Source organism: Billgrantia zhangzhouensis (assembly GCF_021404465.1).
Classification (GTDB): domain Bacteria; phylum Pseudomonadota; class Gammaproteobacteria; order Pseudomonadales; family Halomonadaceae; genus Halomonas; species Halomonas zhangzhouensis.
In genome coordinates, this window is sequence record NZ_JABFTT010000015.1 from 44,272 (window position 1) to 61,119 (window position 16,848).

At 63.4% G+C, this 16,848-nt stretch carries 15 protein-coding genes and 1 pseudogene; 11 read left to right on the forward strand and 5 right to left on the reverse strand.

The window, feature by feature from the left end:
• Window positions 1-66: 66 nt before the first annotated feature.
• The gene (locus tag HOP51_RS17880; RefSeq protein ID WP_267957793.1) at window positions 67-981 is read right to left on the reverse strand and encodes a MerR family transcriptional regulator; all 915 of its coding nucleotides are present in this window, start codon (window positions 979-981) and stop codon (window positions 67-69) included.
• A 126-nt stretch (window positions 982-1,107) separates the two neighbouring features.
• Window positions 1,108-1,488, reverse strand: coding sequence for a sirohydrochlorin chelatase (locus HOP51_RS17885; protein WP_234275245.1), 381 nt, complete (start codon window positions 1,486-1,488; stop codon window positions 1,108-1,110).
• Between the two features lie 151 nt (window positions 1,489-1,639).
• Here HOP51_RS17885 and HOP51_RS17890 point away from each other — a divergent pair, with 151 nt between their 5' ends.
• Window positions 1,640-2,551 carry a TIGR01777 family oxidoreductase gene (locus HOP51_RS17890; protein ID WP_234275246.1) on the forward strand — a complete coding sequence of 304 codons (912 nt, stop codon included), beginning with the start codon at window positions 1,640-1,642 and terminating at the stop codon, window positions 2,549-2,551.
• Window positions 2,552-2,578: 27 nt separating this feature from the next.
• Here the strand turns inward: HOP51_RS17890 and rapA are convergent, their stop codons facing one another.
• Together rapA and HOP51_RS17900 are read right to left on the reverse strand one after the other, a co-directional pair.
• Window positions 2,579-5,530: an RNA polymerase-associated protein RapA gene (rapA, locus tag HOP51_RS17895; RefSeq protein WP_234275247.1), complete on the reverse strand. Its 2,952-nt coding sequence runs from the start codon at window positions 5,528-5,530 to the stop codon at window positions 2,579-2,581.
• Window positions 5,531-5,728: 198 nt separating this feature from the next.
• Window positions 5,729-6,529: a TlpA disulfide reductase family protein gene (locus HOP51_RS17900; RefSeq protein WP_234275248.1), complete on the reverse strand. Its 801-nt coding sequence runs from the start codon at window positions 6,527-6,529 to the stop codon at window positions 5,729-5,731.
• A 135-nt stretch (window positions 6,530-6,664) separates the two neighbouring features.
• Here HOP51_RS17900 and HOP51_RS17905 point away from each other — a divergent pair, with 135 nt between their 5' ends.
• Both HOP51_RS17905 and HOP51_RS17910 read left to right on the forward strand, forming a co-directional pair.
• Complete coding sequence (locus HOP51_RS17905; protein WP_234275249.1) at window positions 6,665-6,907, forward strand: hypothetical protein; 243 nt, start codon at window positions 6,665-6,667, stop codon at window positions 6,905-6,907.
• 10 nt (window positions 6,908-6,917) lie between these two features.
• Window positions 6,918-8,474: a phospholipase D family protein gene (locus HOP51_RS17910; RefSeq protein ID WP_234275250.1), complete on the forward strand. Its 1,557-nt coding sequence runs from the start codon at window positions 6,918-6,920 to the stop codon at window positions 8,472-8,474.
• A gap of 31 nt (window positions 8,475-8,505) precedes the next feature.
• Here HOP51_RS17910 and HOP51_RS17915 read toward each other — a convergent pair whose 3' ends face one another.
• Complete coding sequence (locus tag HOP51_RS17915; RefSeq protein ID WP_234275251.1) at window positions 8,506-9,837, reverse strand: sensor domain-containing diguanylate cyclase; 1,332 nt, start codon at window positions 9,835-9,837, stop codon at window positions 8,506-8,508.
• Between the two features lie 212 nt (window positions 9,838-10,049).
• Between HOP51_RS17915 and HOP51_RS17920 the strand changes: the two are divergent.
• The 8 genes and pseudogenes from HOP51_RS17920 to HOP51_RS17955 all read left to right on the forward strand — a co-directional run.
• Window positions 10,050-10,330 (forward strand): annotated as a pseudogene (locus tag HOP51_RS17920) (integrase core domain-containing protein); the annotation flags it as partial.
• Between the two features lie 273 nt (window positions 10,331-10,603).
• On the forward strand, window positions 10,604-11,218 hold the full coding sequence (locus HOP51_RS17925) for a glutathione S-transferase N-terminal domain-containing protein (RefSeq protein ID WP_234275252.1): 615 nt from the start codon (window positions 10,604-10,606) through the stop codon (window positions 11,216-11,218).
• 74 nt (window positions 11,219-11,292) lie between these two features.
• Entirely contained in the window at window positions 11,293-12,309 is a 1,017-nt protein-coding gene (locus HOP51_RS17930; protein ID WP_234275253.1) for a TRAP transporter substrate-binding protein, read from the forward strand.
• A 29-nt stretch (window positions 12,310-12,338) separates the two neighbouring features.
• Window positions 12,339-12,854, forward strand: a complete 516-nt coding sequence (locus HOP51_RS17935; protein ID WP_234275254.1) for a TRAP transporter small permease — start codon at window positions 12,339-12,341, stop codon at window positions 12,852-12,854.
• Between the two features lie 81 nt (window positions 12,855-12,935).
• Complete coding sequence (locus HOP51_RS17940; RefSeq protein WP_234275255.1) at window positions 12,936-14,237, forward strand: TRAP transporter large permease; 1,302 nt, start codon at window positions 12,936-12,938, stop codon at window positions 14,235-14,237.
• A 36-nt stretch (window positions 14,238-14,273) separates the two neighbouring features.
• On the forward strand, window positions 14,274-15,158 hold the full coding sequence (locus HOP51_RS17945) for a fumarylacetoacetate hydrolase family protein (RefSeq protein ID WP_234275256.1): 885 nt from the start codon (window positions 14,274-14,276) through the stop codon (window positions 15,156-15,158).
• Window positions 15,159-15,298: 140 nt separating this feature from the next.
• The gene (locus tag HOP51_RS17950; RefSeq protein WP_234275257.1) at window positions 15,299-16,207 is read left to right on the forward strand and encodes a TauD/TfdA dioxygenase family protein; all 909 of its coding nucleotides are present in this window, start codon (window positions 15,299-15,301) and stop codon (window positions 16,205-16,207) included.
• Between the two features lie 35 nt (window positions 16,208-16,242).
• The gene (locus HOP51_RS17955) at window positions 16,243-16,842 is read left to right on the forward strand and encodes a flavin reductase family protein (protein ID WP_234275258.1); all 600 of its coding nucleotides are present in this window, start codon (window positions 16,243-16,245) and stop codon (window positions 16,840-16,842) included.
• Window positions 16,843-16,848: the final 6 nt, after the last annotated feature.

The window sequence follows — 16,848 nt, forward strand, 5'->3', positions numbered from 1 at the left end:
TGTTGTCCTGCACACGCAGGTCACTGCGATCAAGGCGCAGGCCAGATCCGGTGTCTCGCGGTGGGTTCAATGTTCGAAGATCAACGACCGCATGCGCGTCATGGCCAGGGGCAGGTCGTCGCCGAGCAACTCCACCAGGCTGTCGGCCAAGTCGCCGCTGCGAATTCGTGCGACCGGTCCGCACAGGCCAAGGGGGGCGTCGAGCTGCTCGGCCAGGCGCGGAAGCTGGCGCCGGATCAGATCGGCACGCTCGGCGCGGCCGCTGACGAGCACCAGGGCGGCGGCCTGCAGGCGCTCGACCGCCAACGGCAGCTCGCCTAGCGGCAGGGCGCCGTCCAGCAGTGAGACGCGATAGCCGGCGTCGCTTGCGGCCAGTGCCGCCAGCAGTAGCCACAGAGCCCCAGGGTCGTCAGGCAGAGGCGCGATCAACAGCGCGGGCCCTCTGGCTTGCTGGTTGGCATGGTAGAGCCGAATGCCGATGCGAGTGCGCAGGAACGATTCCAGGTAGCGATGCTGCAGAGTGGCACCGAGCTGGTCGGCCCAATGTTCCTCGAGTTCACGTACCACCGGCTGCCATAGTTCCGTCAGACAGATGGCCACGGGATAGAGTGCCAGGCTCTGGGTGAAGAGCGTTTCCATCTGGCTCTGGTCGAGGGCTTCGATGGCAGCCGTCAGTAGGCGCCGTTGGCTTGGCCAGTCGCCGGAGATGGGTTCGGCCACCGGCGCGGCTTGCGGCTGGTCGATGAGCTCCTTGACCTGACTGACCGGTACCCCGCGTCCGAGCCATTGTAGGATCCGCTCGACTCGTTCGATGTCCTCGCGGGCATAGAGGCGATGGCCTTTGGGGGTGCGCTGAGGGCGGATAAGGCCATAGCGGCGCTCCCAAGCGCGCAGGGTGACCGAGTTGACCCCGGTGATGCGGGACACTTCGCGAATGGGATAGAGCGGTGTGTCGGCCGGATGGGTCGCCTTTTCGGTCATTCTCGCCTGCCCTTTGTGGTGTCTTGGCCCCGTCGTTGAGGAAGTGGCCGTCTGATCGCTACCGCAGCCCATGGTCTGGGAATATTGTGTACTAAACGAGCGATGTACAACTGAAGGCGATCGCGGTCAAGTTGGCAGCGGCTCCCCCGCCTGTTCGGCGATCACCGCGGCCAGAGCATCAATAAAGGCGGGGTGCTCACCGACGGGAGGCAGTAGCGTTAGTTCGATGCCGGTATGGGTCGCTGCGAGAGCCCCGACCTGAGCGGGCACGTCCTTGCGCAAGTGGCGCCCGGCGGCAAAGAACAGCGGCAGGATCTCGGCGCGTTGCACGCCTGCCGAAGCGAGGTCGGCCACGGTGCTTTCCAGCGAGGGTTCGCTAAGCTCCATGTAGGCGAGTCTCAGCGAGACCTGCATGCGTGTTGCCAGGATTTCATGAAGGCGCTCGAAAGGGGCTCGCCATGCAGGGTCGCTGGAGCCGTGGGCGAGCAGGATCAGGCTATAAGACATGGCAGTCTCCCGTGGCCAGGGCAGGAGTGGCGAGCGAAGTCGCAGCCAGCTCGTTCGGTTGTCCCAGAGTAGCAGAATCGTACAATGGCTGTATAACGAAAGGCAGCGAAGCGGCGAACGAGACTATCAGCCGAACGACGGGAGAGAGGCTATGCGAATCTTGATTACCGGTGGCAGCGGTTTCGTAGGGCAACGCCTGTGTATACGGCTGAGGGAAGCAGGGCACCGCCTACAGGTGGTGTCTCGTGACCCGGCATCCGCCCGGCGCAAGTTGCCGGAGGGTGTCGATGTGCGACGTTCGGTGCTCGACTTCGTCGACTCGCCACCACACGCCATCGTCAACCTGGCCGGTGAGCCCATCGCTGCCCGGCGTTGGAGCGACGAGCAGAAAAACCGGTTGATCGACTCCCGCGTGAACGTCACCCGCGATCTGGTGATTCTCTGCGAACAACTCAGGCAGGCCAACGGCGAGGCACCGCGTGTCATGGTGTCGGGATCGGCGATGGGCTTCTATGGCGATCAGGGAAGCCGCGAGGTCACCGAACAGACGCCGCCCCACGACGAATTTGCCCACCGTCTGTGCAAGCGTTGGGAAAATACTGCCCTCGAGGCGGCCGATTTTGGTACCCGCGTGGCGCTATTGCGCACCGGGCTGGTGCTGGACGTGGGCGGTGGCAGCCTCGAAAAGATGCTGCCACCGTTCAAGCTGGGGCTGGGCGGGCGGTTCGGCGGAGGCAAGCAGTTCATGCCATGGATACACCGTGAGGATCTGGTGCGGGCAATCCGGTTCCTGCTCGAGCGTGACGACCTCGACGGGCCGTTCAACGGTAGTGCGCCGCATCCCGTCACCAACGCCGGGTTCACGCGTATCCTGGCCAGGCAGCTCAACCGCCCGGCGGCCCTGCCGATGCCGGCACTGGTACTGGAAACCGCATTCGGCGAGATGGCGCGGCTGCTGCTGACCGGCGCGGACATGCGCCCGGCGCGCCTGCTCGAGGCCGGCTTCGAGTTTCGCTTCCCGACGCTGGAGCAGGCGCTGGCCGACATCCTCGGGAAGCGCTGATGCGCTCGGTGCTTCCCGGTCGCGGCTTCAACGGCTCTCTTCTCCCACCGTAACGATGACCCTGACCGCATCCAGCCGCAGCCGGGTACCTTCGATGGCGCCATCGAGTTCGCGGCGTTCGCGACGCAGCGCCTCGAGCTCCTCCTCGCGCACCGCCGGATTGAGGCGTGCCAGAGCCTCCAGGCGGGCCAGCTCCCCGTCGAGCTCCCGGCGCATGCGCACCTGGGCGGATTCGACAATGCTCGGCAGCTCACGTTCGGCTTCTTGCTCGCCTTGAGTGAGCAGGTCGCGCAACTGGTCGTGACGGCTTCGAATCAGGTCGCGGGCCATGGCCTTCTTGACCTTGCGCAGGTTCTTCGACAGGCCAGTGAACGAAACCTTGTCGCTGAGCACGGCGCTTGATTCGTCGAGCAGCACGCGCACCGCGGTCGGCGGCAGGAAGCGGTTGACGTGTAGCCGCTTGGGTGCCGGGCAGTAGGTGCGAAACACCAGTTCAGCCATCAGTCGCCCGGCTGGTATTGCGGGATGCTTGAGCAGCGCCAGGGCGGTATTCCCCATGGTGCCGTCGAGGATGCGTCCCATCATCTCGCGCAGCAGCGGATGTTCCCAGGAGAGGCGCTGCACGTCGTCGCGGGCCAGGGCGCGCTCACGCGACAGGGTGGCGGTGAAGCCTTCCTCGCCCTTGGCCAGACCGGGCAGGCCGTCGAGCATCTGCGGGCCGGGCTGCAAGTGCAACAGGCCGCCGCCGAGTTCCTGGCTATCGACACCGAAGATATCCAGCGACTGGTCGAGGTAGCGCGTCAACGCCGGGTCAGCGTCGAGTTCGCGGATCGCCGTGGCCACCGCTGCGGCGCGAGCTGGGCGACAGGCGTTGAGTTCAAGCAGGCGGTTGCGTCCCGCGTCGCGCTGGGCCAGGCGGTTCTCGAACAGTGCCCGGGTCTCGTTGATGACGTCTTCCAGCGCTTCGTCGTCGAGCAGTGCCTCGGCCAAGGCATCGCCGAAGGCGTCGAACAGTTCATTGCCGACGCCGTGGGGCGAAGCGAAGGCATCCATTCCCTCGTTGAACCAGCGCAGCAGGCGCTCACCGGGGCTGGCCTCGAACAGCGGCACGTGGATCTCGATGGCGTGGCGCTGGCCGATTCGGTCCAGGCGACCGATACGCTGCTCGAGCTGGTCGGGATGCTGCGGCAGGTCGAACATCACCAGATGACGGCAGAACTGGAAGTTGCGTCCTTCCGAGCCGATTTCCGAGCACACCAGCACCTGGCTGCCCTCTTCCTCATCGGCAAAGGCGGCTGCCGCACGATCGCGCTCGACCAGCGTGAGTCCTTCGTGGAACACCGGGGCATGCAGCCCGCCCAGTACCCGCAGGGCCTCGGCCAGGCCCTGGGCGGTTTCGCGACCATGGGCGATCACCAGCACCTTGTCGTTGGCGAAGCCCAGCTCGCCGTCATCGGCAAGCCGCTCCAGCAGCCAGGTCACGCGTGGATCGATTTGCCACCAAGGCTCGATGTTGAGCGGGTCGTCCGAGAGCGCGCGATAGGTTGTATCGGGGTAGATCAACACATCGGGGTGGTCGAGCCCGGTCTCGATCAGCAGTTCGTCGAGGTAGTCCTCGTCGCGCTCGAGCTTGCGCAGCACGCGGCGGTAGGCCGAGGGTAGCGCCAGTGTCGCCACGTGCAGGCGGCGTTCGGGAAAGCCGCCCACATGACGACGGCTGTTGCGGAACATCACTCGACCGGTGCCGTGCCGGTCAAGCAATTGCTCGCGCAGCTGGTCGCGGGCGCTGGCCTGCTGCTCCGGGCTGCTCTCGGGGTTGGCCAGGATATCCAGCAGGGCCTGGCTGTCGGACTCGTCGATCACCTCCGCCACGCTGCCGCGAGCGTCGCTGCCGCCTGCGGGGAGCTTTTCCAGGGCGTCGATGGCTTGGGCCACTTCCACATAGTGTTGCTCCTCTTCGCGGAAGGCATCGAGGCTGTGGTAGCGGTCCGGATCGAGCAGACGCAGGCGGGCGAAATGGCTTTCGAGCCCCATCTGCTCGGGGGTGGCGGTCAGCAGCAGGACGCCCGGCACCGCCTTCGCCAAGCGTTCGACGCAAGCGTAGCCGGGGCCGACCTGGTCGGCACTCCAGTCGAGGTGATGTGCCTCGTCGACGATCAGCAGATCCCAGTCACTGCTGGCGGCCTGCTCCTGGCGATGCGGATTGGCGAACAGCCACTCCTGGCTGGCCAGGATCAACTGGCCGGATTCGAAGGGGTTGCTCTCGGCCTGGGCCAGGCTCTGCTGCTCGTCGAGCAGGGTCACTTCCAGGGCGAAGCGGCGCAGCAGCTCTACCAGCCATTGGTGAGTGAGGCTCGGCGGTACCAGGATCAGGGCGCGCTGGGCACGACCGGTGAGCAGCATGCGATGCAGGATCAGGCCGGCCTCGATGGTCTTGCCCAGTCCTACCTCGTCGGCCAGGAGCACGCGCGGCGCGTGGCGGCGGGCCACTTCATCGGCGATGTAGAGCTGGTGCGGAATCAGGTCGATGCGCGGCCCGGCCAGGCCCAGAGCCGGGTTCTGCTCGATGCGATGGTGATGATGCAGGGTGCGAAAGCGCAGGTCGAACCAGTCGTTGCGATCGACCTGGCCGGTCAACAGGCGGTCACGGGCCTGATCGAAACGCATGGTATCGGCCAGGCATGCCTCGGGCAGCTCGCGCAGCTCGCCTTGATCATCCTCACCGATATACACGATCAGCCCATCGACCTCCTTGCTGTCGTCAACGGTCAGGCTCCAGCCCTCGGCGGACTGGACGCGGTCGCCACTGCCGAAAGCCACGCGGGTTAGCGGGGCCTGTCGGCTGCTGTAGGTTCGGGTTTCCTGGCTGGCGCCGAATAGCACGGTGACGCTACGGTGATCGCAACTCAGGATGGTGCCCAGGCCCAGATCGGCCTCGCCGTCGCTGATCCAGCGCTGGCCGGGTGAAAAGTCGCTCATGATGCCTCGGTCGATGCGGAATACGGTGCGCTGGCTGCTGGCGGAGGAAGTCCCGGCAGCAGCAGGGCGGGGGATTCTAACGCAAAGCCCGCCATGGCTTAAGGCTGGTGGAGAAGAGTGGGAAATGGTAGGGCGAGGTGGCGGGGAGCGCTGAGCGCCGCGCCGCTCAGCGATTTGCCTGCTCAGGCATTCTGGCTGCTAGTGGCGCCGCAACCAGCCGTCCAGTTGCGCTCGCGAGAGTTCACCCACGTGGCGTTCCACCGCGCGTCCCTCTCGATCGAACAGCACCGTAGTGGGCAGTCCCGGCGACTCCATGGTCTTCATCATCTCCTGGCTGGGGTCGAGCAGCGGATAGCGGAAAGCCAGCTCTTGTTCATCCAGGTAGCGCACCACCTGTAGCAGTTCTTCGCCTTGGTTGATCACTACCACGGTAATGCCTTCGCGGGTATCGGCCTCGGCCAGCAGCGGCATCTCACGCAGGCATGGAGGGCACCAGGTGGCCCATAGGTTGACCACTACCAGGTCGCCGCGCAGTGCCTGCAGCTCGACTGGCTCGCCCTCCAGGTTTTCCAGGGTGACGTCGGGCAGCTCGCGAATTGGCATGTCGTCACCCAGTGGGGCCAGGGTGACCAATACCAACCACAGCGCTGAGGCGCCAATGGTCAGGCCCATGGCGCCTATCATGGGCAGCAGCCGGTTGCGCAGTGCCCAGCCGGTCCAGATCAGCGCTGCGAGCAGCCCCCACAGGCCGTGATAGCCGGGTTGCCATAGCTTGAAGATATCCAGCGGGGCGGCGGCATAGGCGTCGAAGTTCATGGCAACGTGGCCCAGGCGGGCACCGGCCAACCAGGCCAGCAACAGGCCGTTGTACCAGCGTGCCCGTGCAGCCGGCGACAGCCCCAGCAGTAGCCAGGCCGCGAGCAACAGCAGCAGGGCGCAGCCAATGGCGTACAGCCGCGGCACGGATATCAGCACGGGGCCCAGGGCAAAGGCGTCCATTGGCTCAGCTCCGAGAATGAGGGTCGGCGCAAACGGCAAGACCGGGTAGAATCATTGAGTTGCATAACCTTACCGCGTCAGGCAGAGCAAGCCTACTGCTCACGACCTGCACTGTCACCCCGGCGGGAGCCCTCCATGGCACACAAGTCGTTCGATCCCCTGCGCGCCCTGGCCATCGGCAGCCAGGCGCTGGGCTTCATCCTGATCATCACGCTGGAAACCGTGATGGGCGGTGAGGCCGCCCGGCCCTGGCAGGGGGTGACGCTGGCCACCATGGTCGCGTTCGCCCTGGGCCTTGCCCTGGCCCGGCTCTATCGGCGCAACAGGGCGCGCAAGGAGATGGCTCGCCGTCTGGCGGATGACGATGACGAACCCTGAACGAGGCGGCATGCGACGAGCCCGAAGCTGGCGTCTGGTACTCTGCGGCCTGTTGGCTTTCGTGCTGCAGGGCTGTGCCGCTGCGCCAGTGCCACGTGAGCATGGCGTTCCGTTGACCCCAGCCGAAAGCGAGGCTACCTGGTTAGGCCAATGGGCGCGGCTGAGTGCCTCGGCTCACCCCGGCAAGAGCGGCTTCGCCCTGCTGTCGAGCGGCCAGGATGCCTTCAGCCTGCGGGTCCTGCTCAGCGAACAGGCCGACCGGCGGCTCGATATCCAGACCTACCTGATGGGCGATGGGCAGACGACCCGAATGTTGCTGCGTCGTCTGCTGAGTGCCGCCGAGCGGGGTGTCGAAGTGCGCCTGCTGATCGACGACATGGGCGCGGTGGGCCAGGGACGTGAGCTGGCGGCGCTCGACAGCCATCCCCACATTCAGGTGCGGGTCTACAACCCTCTGGGCGTAGGTCGCGGGACGCTGATAGGTCGCGTGCTGGCCTCCGCCCCGCAGGCTGCCCGCCAGCAGCGCCGCATGCACAACAAGCTGTGGATTGCCGACGACTCCCTGGCCATTGTCGGCGGACGCAATCTGGGCGACGAATACTATAGCGCCAGTGAACCGCGCAACTTCACCGATCTCGATCTGCTGGCTCTCGGACCGGTGGTGGAGCCGTTGTCACACAGCTTTCACCTCTACTGGAACCACGGCCTGGCCCAGCCCGTCGGACGCTACCACCGTGTTGGCGGGGATGCCTGGCGGGAGCTGCAAGCCTCGCTCGCCGAGTGGTTCGTGACTCATGCCGACTCGCCCTATTTCGCCGATCTGCGCCAGCGCTATGCCGACGTCGAGCAGGGGGCGCTGGTGGGCAGGCTGCACTGGGGAGAGGGGATTGCCTTGTGGGATGCGCCGGGCAAGCCGGCCTGGCGCGGCAGACCGGCTCTTGAGCGCACCATGGCCGGCGAACTGCTCAAGCAGGCCGGCGAGCCGAGCGAACGGTTAACGGTCGTGTCCGCCTACTTCGTGCCGGGCGAGGCCGGTACGCAGCTGCTGCAACGGCTGGCCGAGGCCGGCGTCGAGGTCGAGGTGTTCACCAATTCGCTGGAGGCGACCGACGTGCCGGTCGTGCATGGCGCCTACCAGCCGCGGCGCCACGCACTGCTTGACAGTGGCGTTGCCCTGTATGAGATGCGTACCGAGAGAGAGCCTGACGACGACGTCGGCTTCGGCGTGGGCTCTTCGGCCTCCGCCTTGCACATCAAGGCGCTCGGCATCGATCGTGACCGCATCTTCGTCGGCTCGGCCAACGCCGACCCGCGCTCCGTGTGGTGGAATACGGAAGTCGGGGTGCTGGTCACTAGTCCGGGGCTGGCGGCCGAGCTGCAGGCCCTGGCAGAAATCGGCAAGTCGCCAGCGCTGAGTTACCGGGTCGAGCAGGATGAGCACGGACGCCTCAACTGGCTGACGGCACACCAGGGGGAAGCGGTCTCGTTCGAGCGCGAGCCCGGCGGTTTCTGGCGTCACCTGGGGGCCATGCTGGGCAGGATCGCCTGGTTGGAGCCGCTGTTGTAGAAGCGTATGGCTCGGCGCACCACCGCCATGCTCAGGCGTGGGCGCCGGCGATGCCCACTCGATTGCGCCCTGCTCGCTTGGCCCGGTAGAGCGCATTGTCGGCGCGGGCCAGCATCGCTTCCGGCCCGTCGCCGCGGCGGTATTCCGCAATGCCCAGGCTGATGGTCACGTTCAGTCCGTGTAGGCGGGTTTCCGCCACCTGCTGACGCAGCCGCTCAGCAAAGATCGACGCACCCTGGATGGTCGTATCCTGCAGCAGGATGGCAAACTCCTCGCCGCCCCAACGCGCCAGCATGTCGGTGCTGCGCAGGGCCTGGCTCACCAGCGTGGCAAGGCGCTTGAGTATGCTATCACCCGTGTCGTGTCCATGCTGGTCGTTGATCGACTTGAACAGGTCGATATCGAATAGCAACAGGGAGAAGGTATTGTCACTGCGCTCGGCTTGACGGATCGCTTTGCGCATGGTGGTGTCAAAGGCGCGGCGGTTGTGGGCGCCGGTCAGGTGGTCGCGGGTGGCCTGCTGTTCCAGCTCCTCCTCGAGGCGCTTGCGTTCGGCGATGTTGTGAAATACGCCAATATAGTGGCGTACCTTTCCCGTCTCGTCGGACACGGCCGTGATCGATTGCCACAGCGGATAGATTTCGCCATATTTGTTGCGGTTCCAGATTTCGCCCTGCCAATGGCCGGTCTCGAGTACGTCCCGCCATAGCTGGGTGTAGAAGGCCTGATCATGCCGGCCAGACTTGAATAGGCGGGGCGTGTGGCCAATGACCTCTTCCGGAAGGTAGCCAGTGATGTCGGTAAAGGCCTGGTTGACCCGCTCGATACGCATCTCCGAGTCGGTGATCAGGGGCGCCTGGCCGGTCTGGAACACGCTGGCGAGCAGTCGTAGTTCTTCCTCCTGGCGCTTGCGTTCGGTGATGTCTTCCTTCACCGCCACGAAGCGCACGACCTCGCCCGTATCGTCGCGCACCGGCGTGATGATCTCGGCTTCCCAGTAGAACTCACCGTTCTTCTTGCGGTTCTGCAGCTCGCCGCGCCACACTTGGCCGCTGCGTAGCGTCTGCCACAGGTCGCGATAGACCGCCTCGGGCGTGGTACCCGACTGGATCATCGCCGGCGTCTTGCCGATCAGTTCCTCGCGCGAATAACCGGTCACCTCCAGGAAGCGCTGGTTGACGTACTCGATGCGCCCTTCGGTATCGGTAATCGCGGTCGCCGCCGGGCTCTGCTCCACGGCGATGTGGAGTTGATAGAATTTGGCGCGCAGCGTGTCGAGGTCGAGGTTGGAGCAATGGGGGCCGGACATGGCGCGCTCGCTGCCGTCAGCGCCATACACTGATGCCTGCTCGTCGGTCTTCACGAGCACCCTCCGTACGAGTGGGACTTGTTCTAGAGCAAGTCTCTTATGGGATATGCTTGAGTTGCGGGGCCAGAGTGGCGCTTGCCGGCCCGACCGCGCAGCATAGCGTCTTTGCATGGCGCGTTCACGCCAAAATTGTCGCCGTGGCTTTGGGTGTAGCACCGTGGCTCGGAGACTCGAGCGGGCGGGGCTGAACCGTCTGGCCGCTTTCCCGTGTCCTGACCGACAACGGCGCCTGCTACCGATCCAAGCCATTCCATTGCTTGTGCTGGCGCCTGGGGCTAAAGCACAAGCGCCCCCGGCCCTACACCCCACGCACCAATGGCAAGGCAGAGCGGTTCATCCAGATCGCCCCGCGGGAGTGGGGCTATGCGCGCGCCTACGAGAGTTCAGAGCAGCGAGGCCAGCATTTGCCGATCTGGCTGCATCAGCACAACTGCATCGCCCGCACGCCAGCTTGGATTACCACCCTCCGTTCAGCCGGCTAGACCTTTTCCGTGAACACCCTAGTGGATATACACACCTAGCCGAGGCGGTAGCCACAACCGCTGTTACCCCGCTTGGCGCTCGCCTCTTGAGCCTCAGTATTGATCAGAAAATATGATTATTTAATCTGATAAATCGTTTTGTATTTTATCAATTGCTATCCTAGCATCTGACCCAGGTCAATATTTAATCAATTTCTTCTTCTGGAATCTGACTTAGATCAATAAATGGCAGCCTCCAGGCCGGCTGTATAAGAACAAGCGACGATGTGGAGACGCCAGTGAAACTCTATCTTTCGATCAATTCCCCCTATGCGCGCAAAGTGCGCGTCGCCATCTACGAGCTTGGCATCGGCCAGCGCATCGAGATGGTGGAAACCGATCCGCGAGACCCCTCCACGGGGTTCTGGGACATCAATCCCCTGGGCAAGATCCCGGCTCTGTCGCTTGCCGATGGCGGCACGATCCACGACTCCCCCGTCATCGGCGAGTACATTAACGAATGGGCGGATGGCGACCTGTTGCCGAAGGATGCCGCGCGGCGTTGGCGAGCCCGGACACTGGTGGCCCTGGGCGACGGTATCCTGGACGCCGGTATGGCGGTGCGCCTGGAAGGCATGCGTCCGGAGCACGAGCAATCCGCCGCCTGGGTGGAGAAGCAGTTGGCGACCGCGCAGCGTGGTGTGGATGCCCTGGAGCGCTTGTTACCGGAGTACGAGGATCGGGTCGATCTAGGGTCCATCTGCGTGGCGTGCACCTTGGCCTGGCTCATGTTCCGTCATGAGTCGCAGCAGTGGCTGAGTGGACGCGAGCGCTTGGCGGCCTGGTTCGAGGATTTCGATTGCCGCGAATCCATGCGATCCACACGTCCCGGACTTTCTCTCAAGACCTCTTGAGCACGCGCAGCCATGCCTTTCGGCGGCTGCGTCCTTGGCAGATATAACAATATTTTCTAATGGAGTGCCTAGCAATGAAAATGAAGCACCTTGCCTCGCCCGCCTGCGTCGGGTTGTTCGCCATCGCCAACGCGGCTGTGGTCCAGGCCCAAAGTTTCTCTTTCGTCCATGGCAGCCCCGAGGGGCACATGCTGTCCCGACAGGGGGCCGAGCCTTGGATGGAGTGTGTCAGGGAAGCCTCGGAAGGCGATGTGGACTTCAGCTATTACCCCAGCGGCCAGCTGTCCAGCACGCCGGAGTTGTTCCGGGCGCTGCAGAGCCGGGTTGCCGATGTGACCATCATCCCCATCGGTTATGTCAGCGATGAACTGCCGCTCAATGGCGTCTCTATGCTGCCGGGGCTCGGCAGCTCGTCCAAGGAGATCGTCGCCGCATACTCGGAAGCCGTGCGCGACGGCGTATTGGCCGACGAGTTTACCGCTCAGGACATCATGCCGCTGTTCGTCTCCGTCTATCCCCCGTACCAGATGGTCTCCATGAGGGACAAGATAGAGAGCGCCGACGACTTCCGTGGCAAGGTGGTGAGATCGGCGGGCGGTGCGATGAACCTGGCCATCTCGGAGCTTGGCGCCTCGCCCGCTGAAATCCCCATCGGCGACACCTATGTGGCGCTGGAGCGTGGAACCGCCGATGGCACCATCTCCGGGTTCGCCAGCATCAAGCCCTTCAGCCTCGATGAGATCATGTCCAGCATGAGCCGTAATGGCGAATTCGGCACGTTCTCCAATGTCTTCGCCATGCGCCTGGACGATTTCGACGCCTTGTCCGATGAGTTGCAGCAGGTCTTCCTGGACTGCGGTGAGCGGGTTCAGGAGGACATGGCGAATTATCTGGACGATGAAGTGGAACAGCTGGCGCAGGAGTTCTCCGAAGCTGGTATCGAAATCTATGAGTTCTCTCCGGAAGCCCTGGCGGAGATCAACGAGCGCCTGGAAGCCGCGAACGAGGTATGGGTGCAACGCCTGGAACGGCGCGGTCTGCCCGCTCAACGGGTGTTCGATGAGTATGCGGTGGCCTTGGCCGATCAATAGCGCTTCGGGAACGGGGAGAGGTGAGAGGCATGCTGTCTACCGTACATAAAAGAGTGGAGGCTGTGCTGGCCTGGACGGAAAACGTGGCGGCCATCGTGGCCGGGTGTGCGGCATTGACCACCATGTTGCTGGTGACCTTCGATGCCATCCTGCGCCACCTGTTCGCCTGGCCTCTCACCTTCCAGTTGCACTTGACCCAGTACTATCTGCTCGTCGCATTGACCATGCTCGGGCTTTCCTGGGGCTACCGGACGGGTGGGGCGATACAGATCCGGCTGCTGATAAACAAGTTGCCGCAAACGTACGTGACACCCTTGGTTCGCATCGGACTGCTGGCGTCCTCCCTATACATGGCGGCACTTGCCTGGCATGCGGCCCTAGTGTTCCACCGCGCCTGGGTCAGGGATCAGGTCATCATGGGGGTCATCGACTGGCCGGTGGCCTGGTCGTGGATCTGGGTGCCTATCGGATGCGGTCTATTGGCCTTGCGCCTGCTGCTGGATGCGACGGCGCCACGTCTGCGCGCCATCGGTGCCTCTCACTGAGCGTTCCCGAAACTTCCTTCCGGGTTTCTCGTAAGCCCCTGCGCAAGCATTTCGCAAAGGCTTTCCAAAGGGTAGAACTGAATGGATATTTTCGTTGGAATCGGATTGCTATTGCTGCTGATCGTGGTGGGGATACCGGTGGGGTTCGCCCTGGGGCTGGCCGGTGCCATCAGCCTGATCATGATCACGAATCCCAATACGCTCGCCGGCTTGCTGGGGCAGGTGGTGCACCATACGGCATCGAACTATGTGCTGCTCACCATCCCCATGTTCGTGTTGATGGCCGAGTTTCTTGGCGCCAGCGGTATCGCCAAGGATCTGATGATTTCGTGTAACCGTCTGCTCAGAAAGGTGAAGGGCGGCCTAGCGATGGCCTGTGTGCTTGCGGGCTCCATCCTGGCCGCCGCGTCAGGCAGCAGCACGGCCTCGGTGGCGTCCATTTCCAGTGCGGCCTTCCCCACAATGAAGGCACTGGGATACGACGAGGGGTTCTCCATCGGCACCATGGCGATCGCCGGTACGCTGGCGATCATGATACCGCCTTCCATTGCCTTCATCGTGTACGGGATCATTACCGAAGAATCCATCGGACGCCTGTTCATGGCCGGGCTGGTGCCCGGCATCCTGACGGCGCTCGGTTATATCGTCACCATCGCCATTGCGGTGCGCCTCTGGCCACACCTGGCGCCAGATCCCAAGACGCTGGAGGCTCGCGATCAAAGCGCTGGGGCTGAGCTGCGCCAGTCCGGTCGCGTATGGCCCGTGGTCATCCTGGTGGTGATCGTGCTGGGAGCCCTCTATTCCGGTATCGCGACGCCGACCGAAGTCGGTGCGCTCGGCGCCTTTGGAGCCCTGGCGATCAGCATGATGCTTCGGCGCATGACGTGGGGGGCTTTTACGGCGGCGGTGGGCAAGACGCTGCGCACGACCTCGATGATCGTCACGATCATCTTCGGCGCATTGCTGTTCGGCTATTTCATGGCCTACACCCATGTCACCACCGCGATGATCGAATGGATCTCCATGGCTGGCCTGTCGCCCTACGTGGTGCTGTTGCTGGTGGTGGCGCTGTATCTGGTGCTTGGCATGTTCATGGACCAGTTCGCGATCATCGTGCTGACCGTGCCCATCACGTATGCCGTCATGACAGGGCTTGGATTCGATGGGATATGGCTTGGCATCGTGATCGTGAAGACGGCGGAAATCGGTCTGGTATCTCCACCCCTGGGGCTCAATATCTATATCGCTTCCGGCTCCACAGGAGTCAGCACCAAGAAGGGCTTCGCCGGCGTTTCGCCCTTCCTCGTGGTCGACCTTCTGGTACTGGCGCTGATCATTTCCTTCCCGGCCATGACTCTGTTCCTGCCCAACCTTCTGGGGTAACGGGCTATCGGTGCGAAGGCTTGCAAAAGGTGAAAGATGAAACTGTTCACGTACATCAAGGATAGCGAAGAGCGCGTTGGTGCCGTCTTGAGGGAAGGCGAGGGCATAGACATTAGCGGCCGCCTGGGAGGCGATGGGAATCGGGCTCCCATGGGAATGCTGGAGCTGCTCAGAAGCTTGAAGGGGGATTTTTCCCCTCTGAGGAAGATATTGGAGACGGCCACGAGGGCGGACTTCCTCATGCGTGACGTACGCATCGGGGCCCCGGTCACCCGACCGGGAAAGATCGTCGGCATAGGGCGTAACTATGCCTCCCATGCTGGGGAGGGAGGCTTGAGCGCCCAGGAGGAACCCAGGCTTTTCCTCAAGGCAAGTTCCTCCGTGATTGGCCCGGGAGACAGGATTCCCTGCCCGCCTAAGGTGAGGCGGCTGGATTGGGAGGTAGAGCTGGGAGTGGTGATCGGTAGAACCATGCGCGATGTCGACAGGGAGGATGCGCTTTCTCATGTGGCCGGTTACACGATCATCAACGATGTCTCCGCCAGGGAGTTTCAGTTCGATGTCGAGCCGCCTCAGACCTCCTTTGCCAAGAGCATGGATGGCTTTTCTCCCATGGGGCCGGTGATGGTCACCGGCGACATCATCCCGGACCCTGGCCGGGTGGAGCTGCGCTGCTGGGTGAACGGCCGGAAGATGCAGGATGGGTGTGCCCGGGACATGATCTTCCCGGTGCCCTACCTGCTCTCCTACATCAGCCGCTTCATGACCCTGGAACCGGGAGATGTCGTGGCCACCGGAACGCCTTCCGGTGTGGGGTGCTTTAGGAATCCGCCGGTCTATCTAAGGTGCGGGGATGAAATCCGCATGGAAATTGCGGAGATCGGTGTGCTGGAGAACTCCGTGGGACTCAGGTCAAGTTGAGAGAGCTCACGGATTTACCGGAGACGGGGAGTGGGCTGCCATGTGAAGACGATGGGAAACGAGCGGGAGGTGCGGAGAGAAGGGTAACGCTACGGAGATGCCAGAGGAATTCATCGAGATAGGAGAGTGAGATGTTGAGCATGAAAGTGATACCGAGCGGTCAGGTTCTGGGTGCCAAAATCGAAGGATTGGATCTATCGAAGGAGCTTAGCCAGGAAGCGTTCGATGCCGTGATACAGGCTCTGGGCAAGCATGGAGTCGTATGCTTTCCACGCCAGGAACTGGACGCCGTATCGCTGAAGCGCTTCAGCAGCCGGTTCGGTAGCCTGGAGATCAACGTGGCCAATAGTTTCCAGGAGCCGGGACATCCGGAGGTGATGATCCTGTCCAACATCGTGGAGAACGGTAAGCCCATCGGCATCGCCGACGCCGGGCAGGACTGGCATACCGACATGTCCTATAGCAGCACGATAGCCTTTGCCAACGTGCTCTATGCGATCAAGGTGCCCCGCCGCGACGGTAAGGTCCTGGGATGCACCAGTTTCCTCAACATGCACGCAGCCTATGATGACCTGCCCGAGGATGTGCGCGAGAAACTGAAGGAGGCCACGGCTCTGCACGACTTCAACAAGTTCTGGGAAATGATGCGACGGGAAAAGGGCAGTACCCGCCCGCCATTGACTCCCGAGCAGCGGAAGGCCAAGCCGCCGGTATCGCATCCCGTGTTCCTCACCCATCCCATCACCGGGAAGAAGGTACTGTACGCCAATCCGGGGTATACCGTGAAAATCAATGGTTGGCCGGAAAAGGAGAGCGAGGAGATGCTGGAGTTCCTCTTCGCTCATCAGCTCAATCCCAAGTATCAGTACACCCATGAATGGAATGAGCATGATGTATTGATGTGGGAGAACATCGGCACTCTACACAACGCGGTGGCCGATTATGGTCCGGATGAGCCGCGGCTGATCAAGCGCTGCCAGGTGATGGCGGACTGGATTTTCGACTCGCCTCAGGCCAAGGCCGTGGGAGCGGACCGGCTGCCGCGGTAAGCGCTCAGCGCCGGATTGAGCAAAGGGAGACAGGCATGTTCTATGAGCCGCAGGCGGGGCATGGTTTGCCCCACGATCCGTTCAAGGCCATCGTCGCGCCCCGGCCAATTGGCTGGATATCCACCATGGACGAAGAGGGGCGGCTCAATCTGGCGCCCTATAGCTTCTTCAACGCCTTGTCGAGTCGCCCGCCCATGGTCGGCTTCAGCAGCGAGGGCATGAAGGACACCCCGCGCAACGCCCGGGCCACCCGGGAGTTCGTCTTCAACCTCGCCACTCTGCCCCTGGCCCGGGCGATGAACGACAGTGCCGCCGCGCTGCCTCCCGGCGAGAGCGAGTTCGAGTTCGCCGGGCTCGAATTCGCGCCCTCCGGCAAGGTGCGTCCGCCCAGAGTGGCCGGTTCGCCGGCGGCGCTCGAGTGCCGTGTGGTGGACTGCCTCGAACTCCGGGACCTGGAGGGCCGGGAGCTGGACCGCCATCTGATCGTCGGGCAGGTGGTGGGCGTGCATATCGACGATGCCTTCCTGCGGGAAGGAAGGTTCGATACGGTCGCGGCGCAAACGCTGGCTCGTTGTGGCTACCGGGATTACGCGGCCGTGCGGGAAGTGTTCGAACTGCTTCGGCCGGGTGAATGACTCCAA

What these genes read in the sequence shown, in the direction of transcription:
- HOP51_RS17880 (WP_267957793.1), bottom strand. Translation starts at nt 981, where the DNA reads ATGACCGAAAAGGCGACCCATCCGGCCGACACACCGCTCTATCCCATT.
- HOP51_RS17885 (WP_234275245.1), bottom strand. Translation starts at nt 1,488, where the DNA reads ATGTCTTATAGCCTGATCCTGCTCGCCCACGGCTCCAGCGACCCTGCA.
- HOP51_RS17890 (WP_234275246.1), top strand. Translation starts at nt 1,640, where the DNA reads ATGCGAATCTTGATTACCGGTGGCAGCGGTTTCGTAGGGCAACGCCTG.
- rapA (WP_234275247.1), bottom strand. Translation starts at nt 5,530, where the DNA reads ATGAGCGACTTTTCACCCGGCCAGCGCTGGATCAGCGACGGCGAGGCC.
- HOP51_RS17900 (WP_234275248.1), bottom strand. Translation starts at nt 6,529, where the DNA reads ATGGACGCCTTTGCCCTGGGCCCCGTGCTGATATCCGTGCCGCGGCTG.
- HOP51_RS17905 (WP_234275249.1), top strand. Translation starts at nt 6,665, where the DNA reads ATGGCACACAAGTCGTTCGATCCCCTGCGCGCCCTGGCCATCGGCAGC.
- HOP51_RS17910 (WP_234275250.1), top strand. Translation starts at nt 6,918, where the DNA reads ATGCGACGAGCCCGAAGCTGGCGTCTGGTACTCTGCGGCCTGTTGGCT.
- HOP51_RS17930 (WP_234275253.1), top strand. Translation starts at nt 11,293, where the DNA reads ATGAAAATGAAGCACCTTGCCTCGCCCGCCTGCGTCGGGTTGTTCGCC.
- HOP51_RS17935 (WP_234275254.1), top strand. Translation starts at nt 12,339, where the DNA reads ATGCTGTCTACCGTACATAAAAGAGTGGAGGCTGTGCTGGCCTGGACG.
- HOP51_RS17940 (WP_234275255.1), top strand. Translation starts at nt 12,936, where the DNA reads ATGGATATTTTCGTTGGAATCGGATTGCTATTGCTGCTGATCGTGGTG.
- HOP51_RS17945 (WP_234275256.1), top strand. Translation starts at nt 14,274, where the DNA reads ATGAAACTGTTCACGTACATCAAGGATAGCGAAGAGCGCGTTGGTGCC.
- HOP51_RS17950 (WP_234275257.1), top strand. Translation starts at nt 15,299, where the DNA reads ATGAAAGTGATACCGAGCGGTCAGGTTCTGGGTGCCAAAATCGAAGGA.
- HOP51_RS17955 (WP_234275258.1), top strand. Translation starts at nt 16,243, where the DNA reads ATGTTCTATGAGCCGCAGGCGGGGCATGGTTTGCCCCACGATCCGTTC.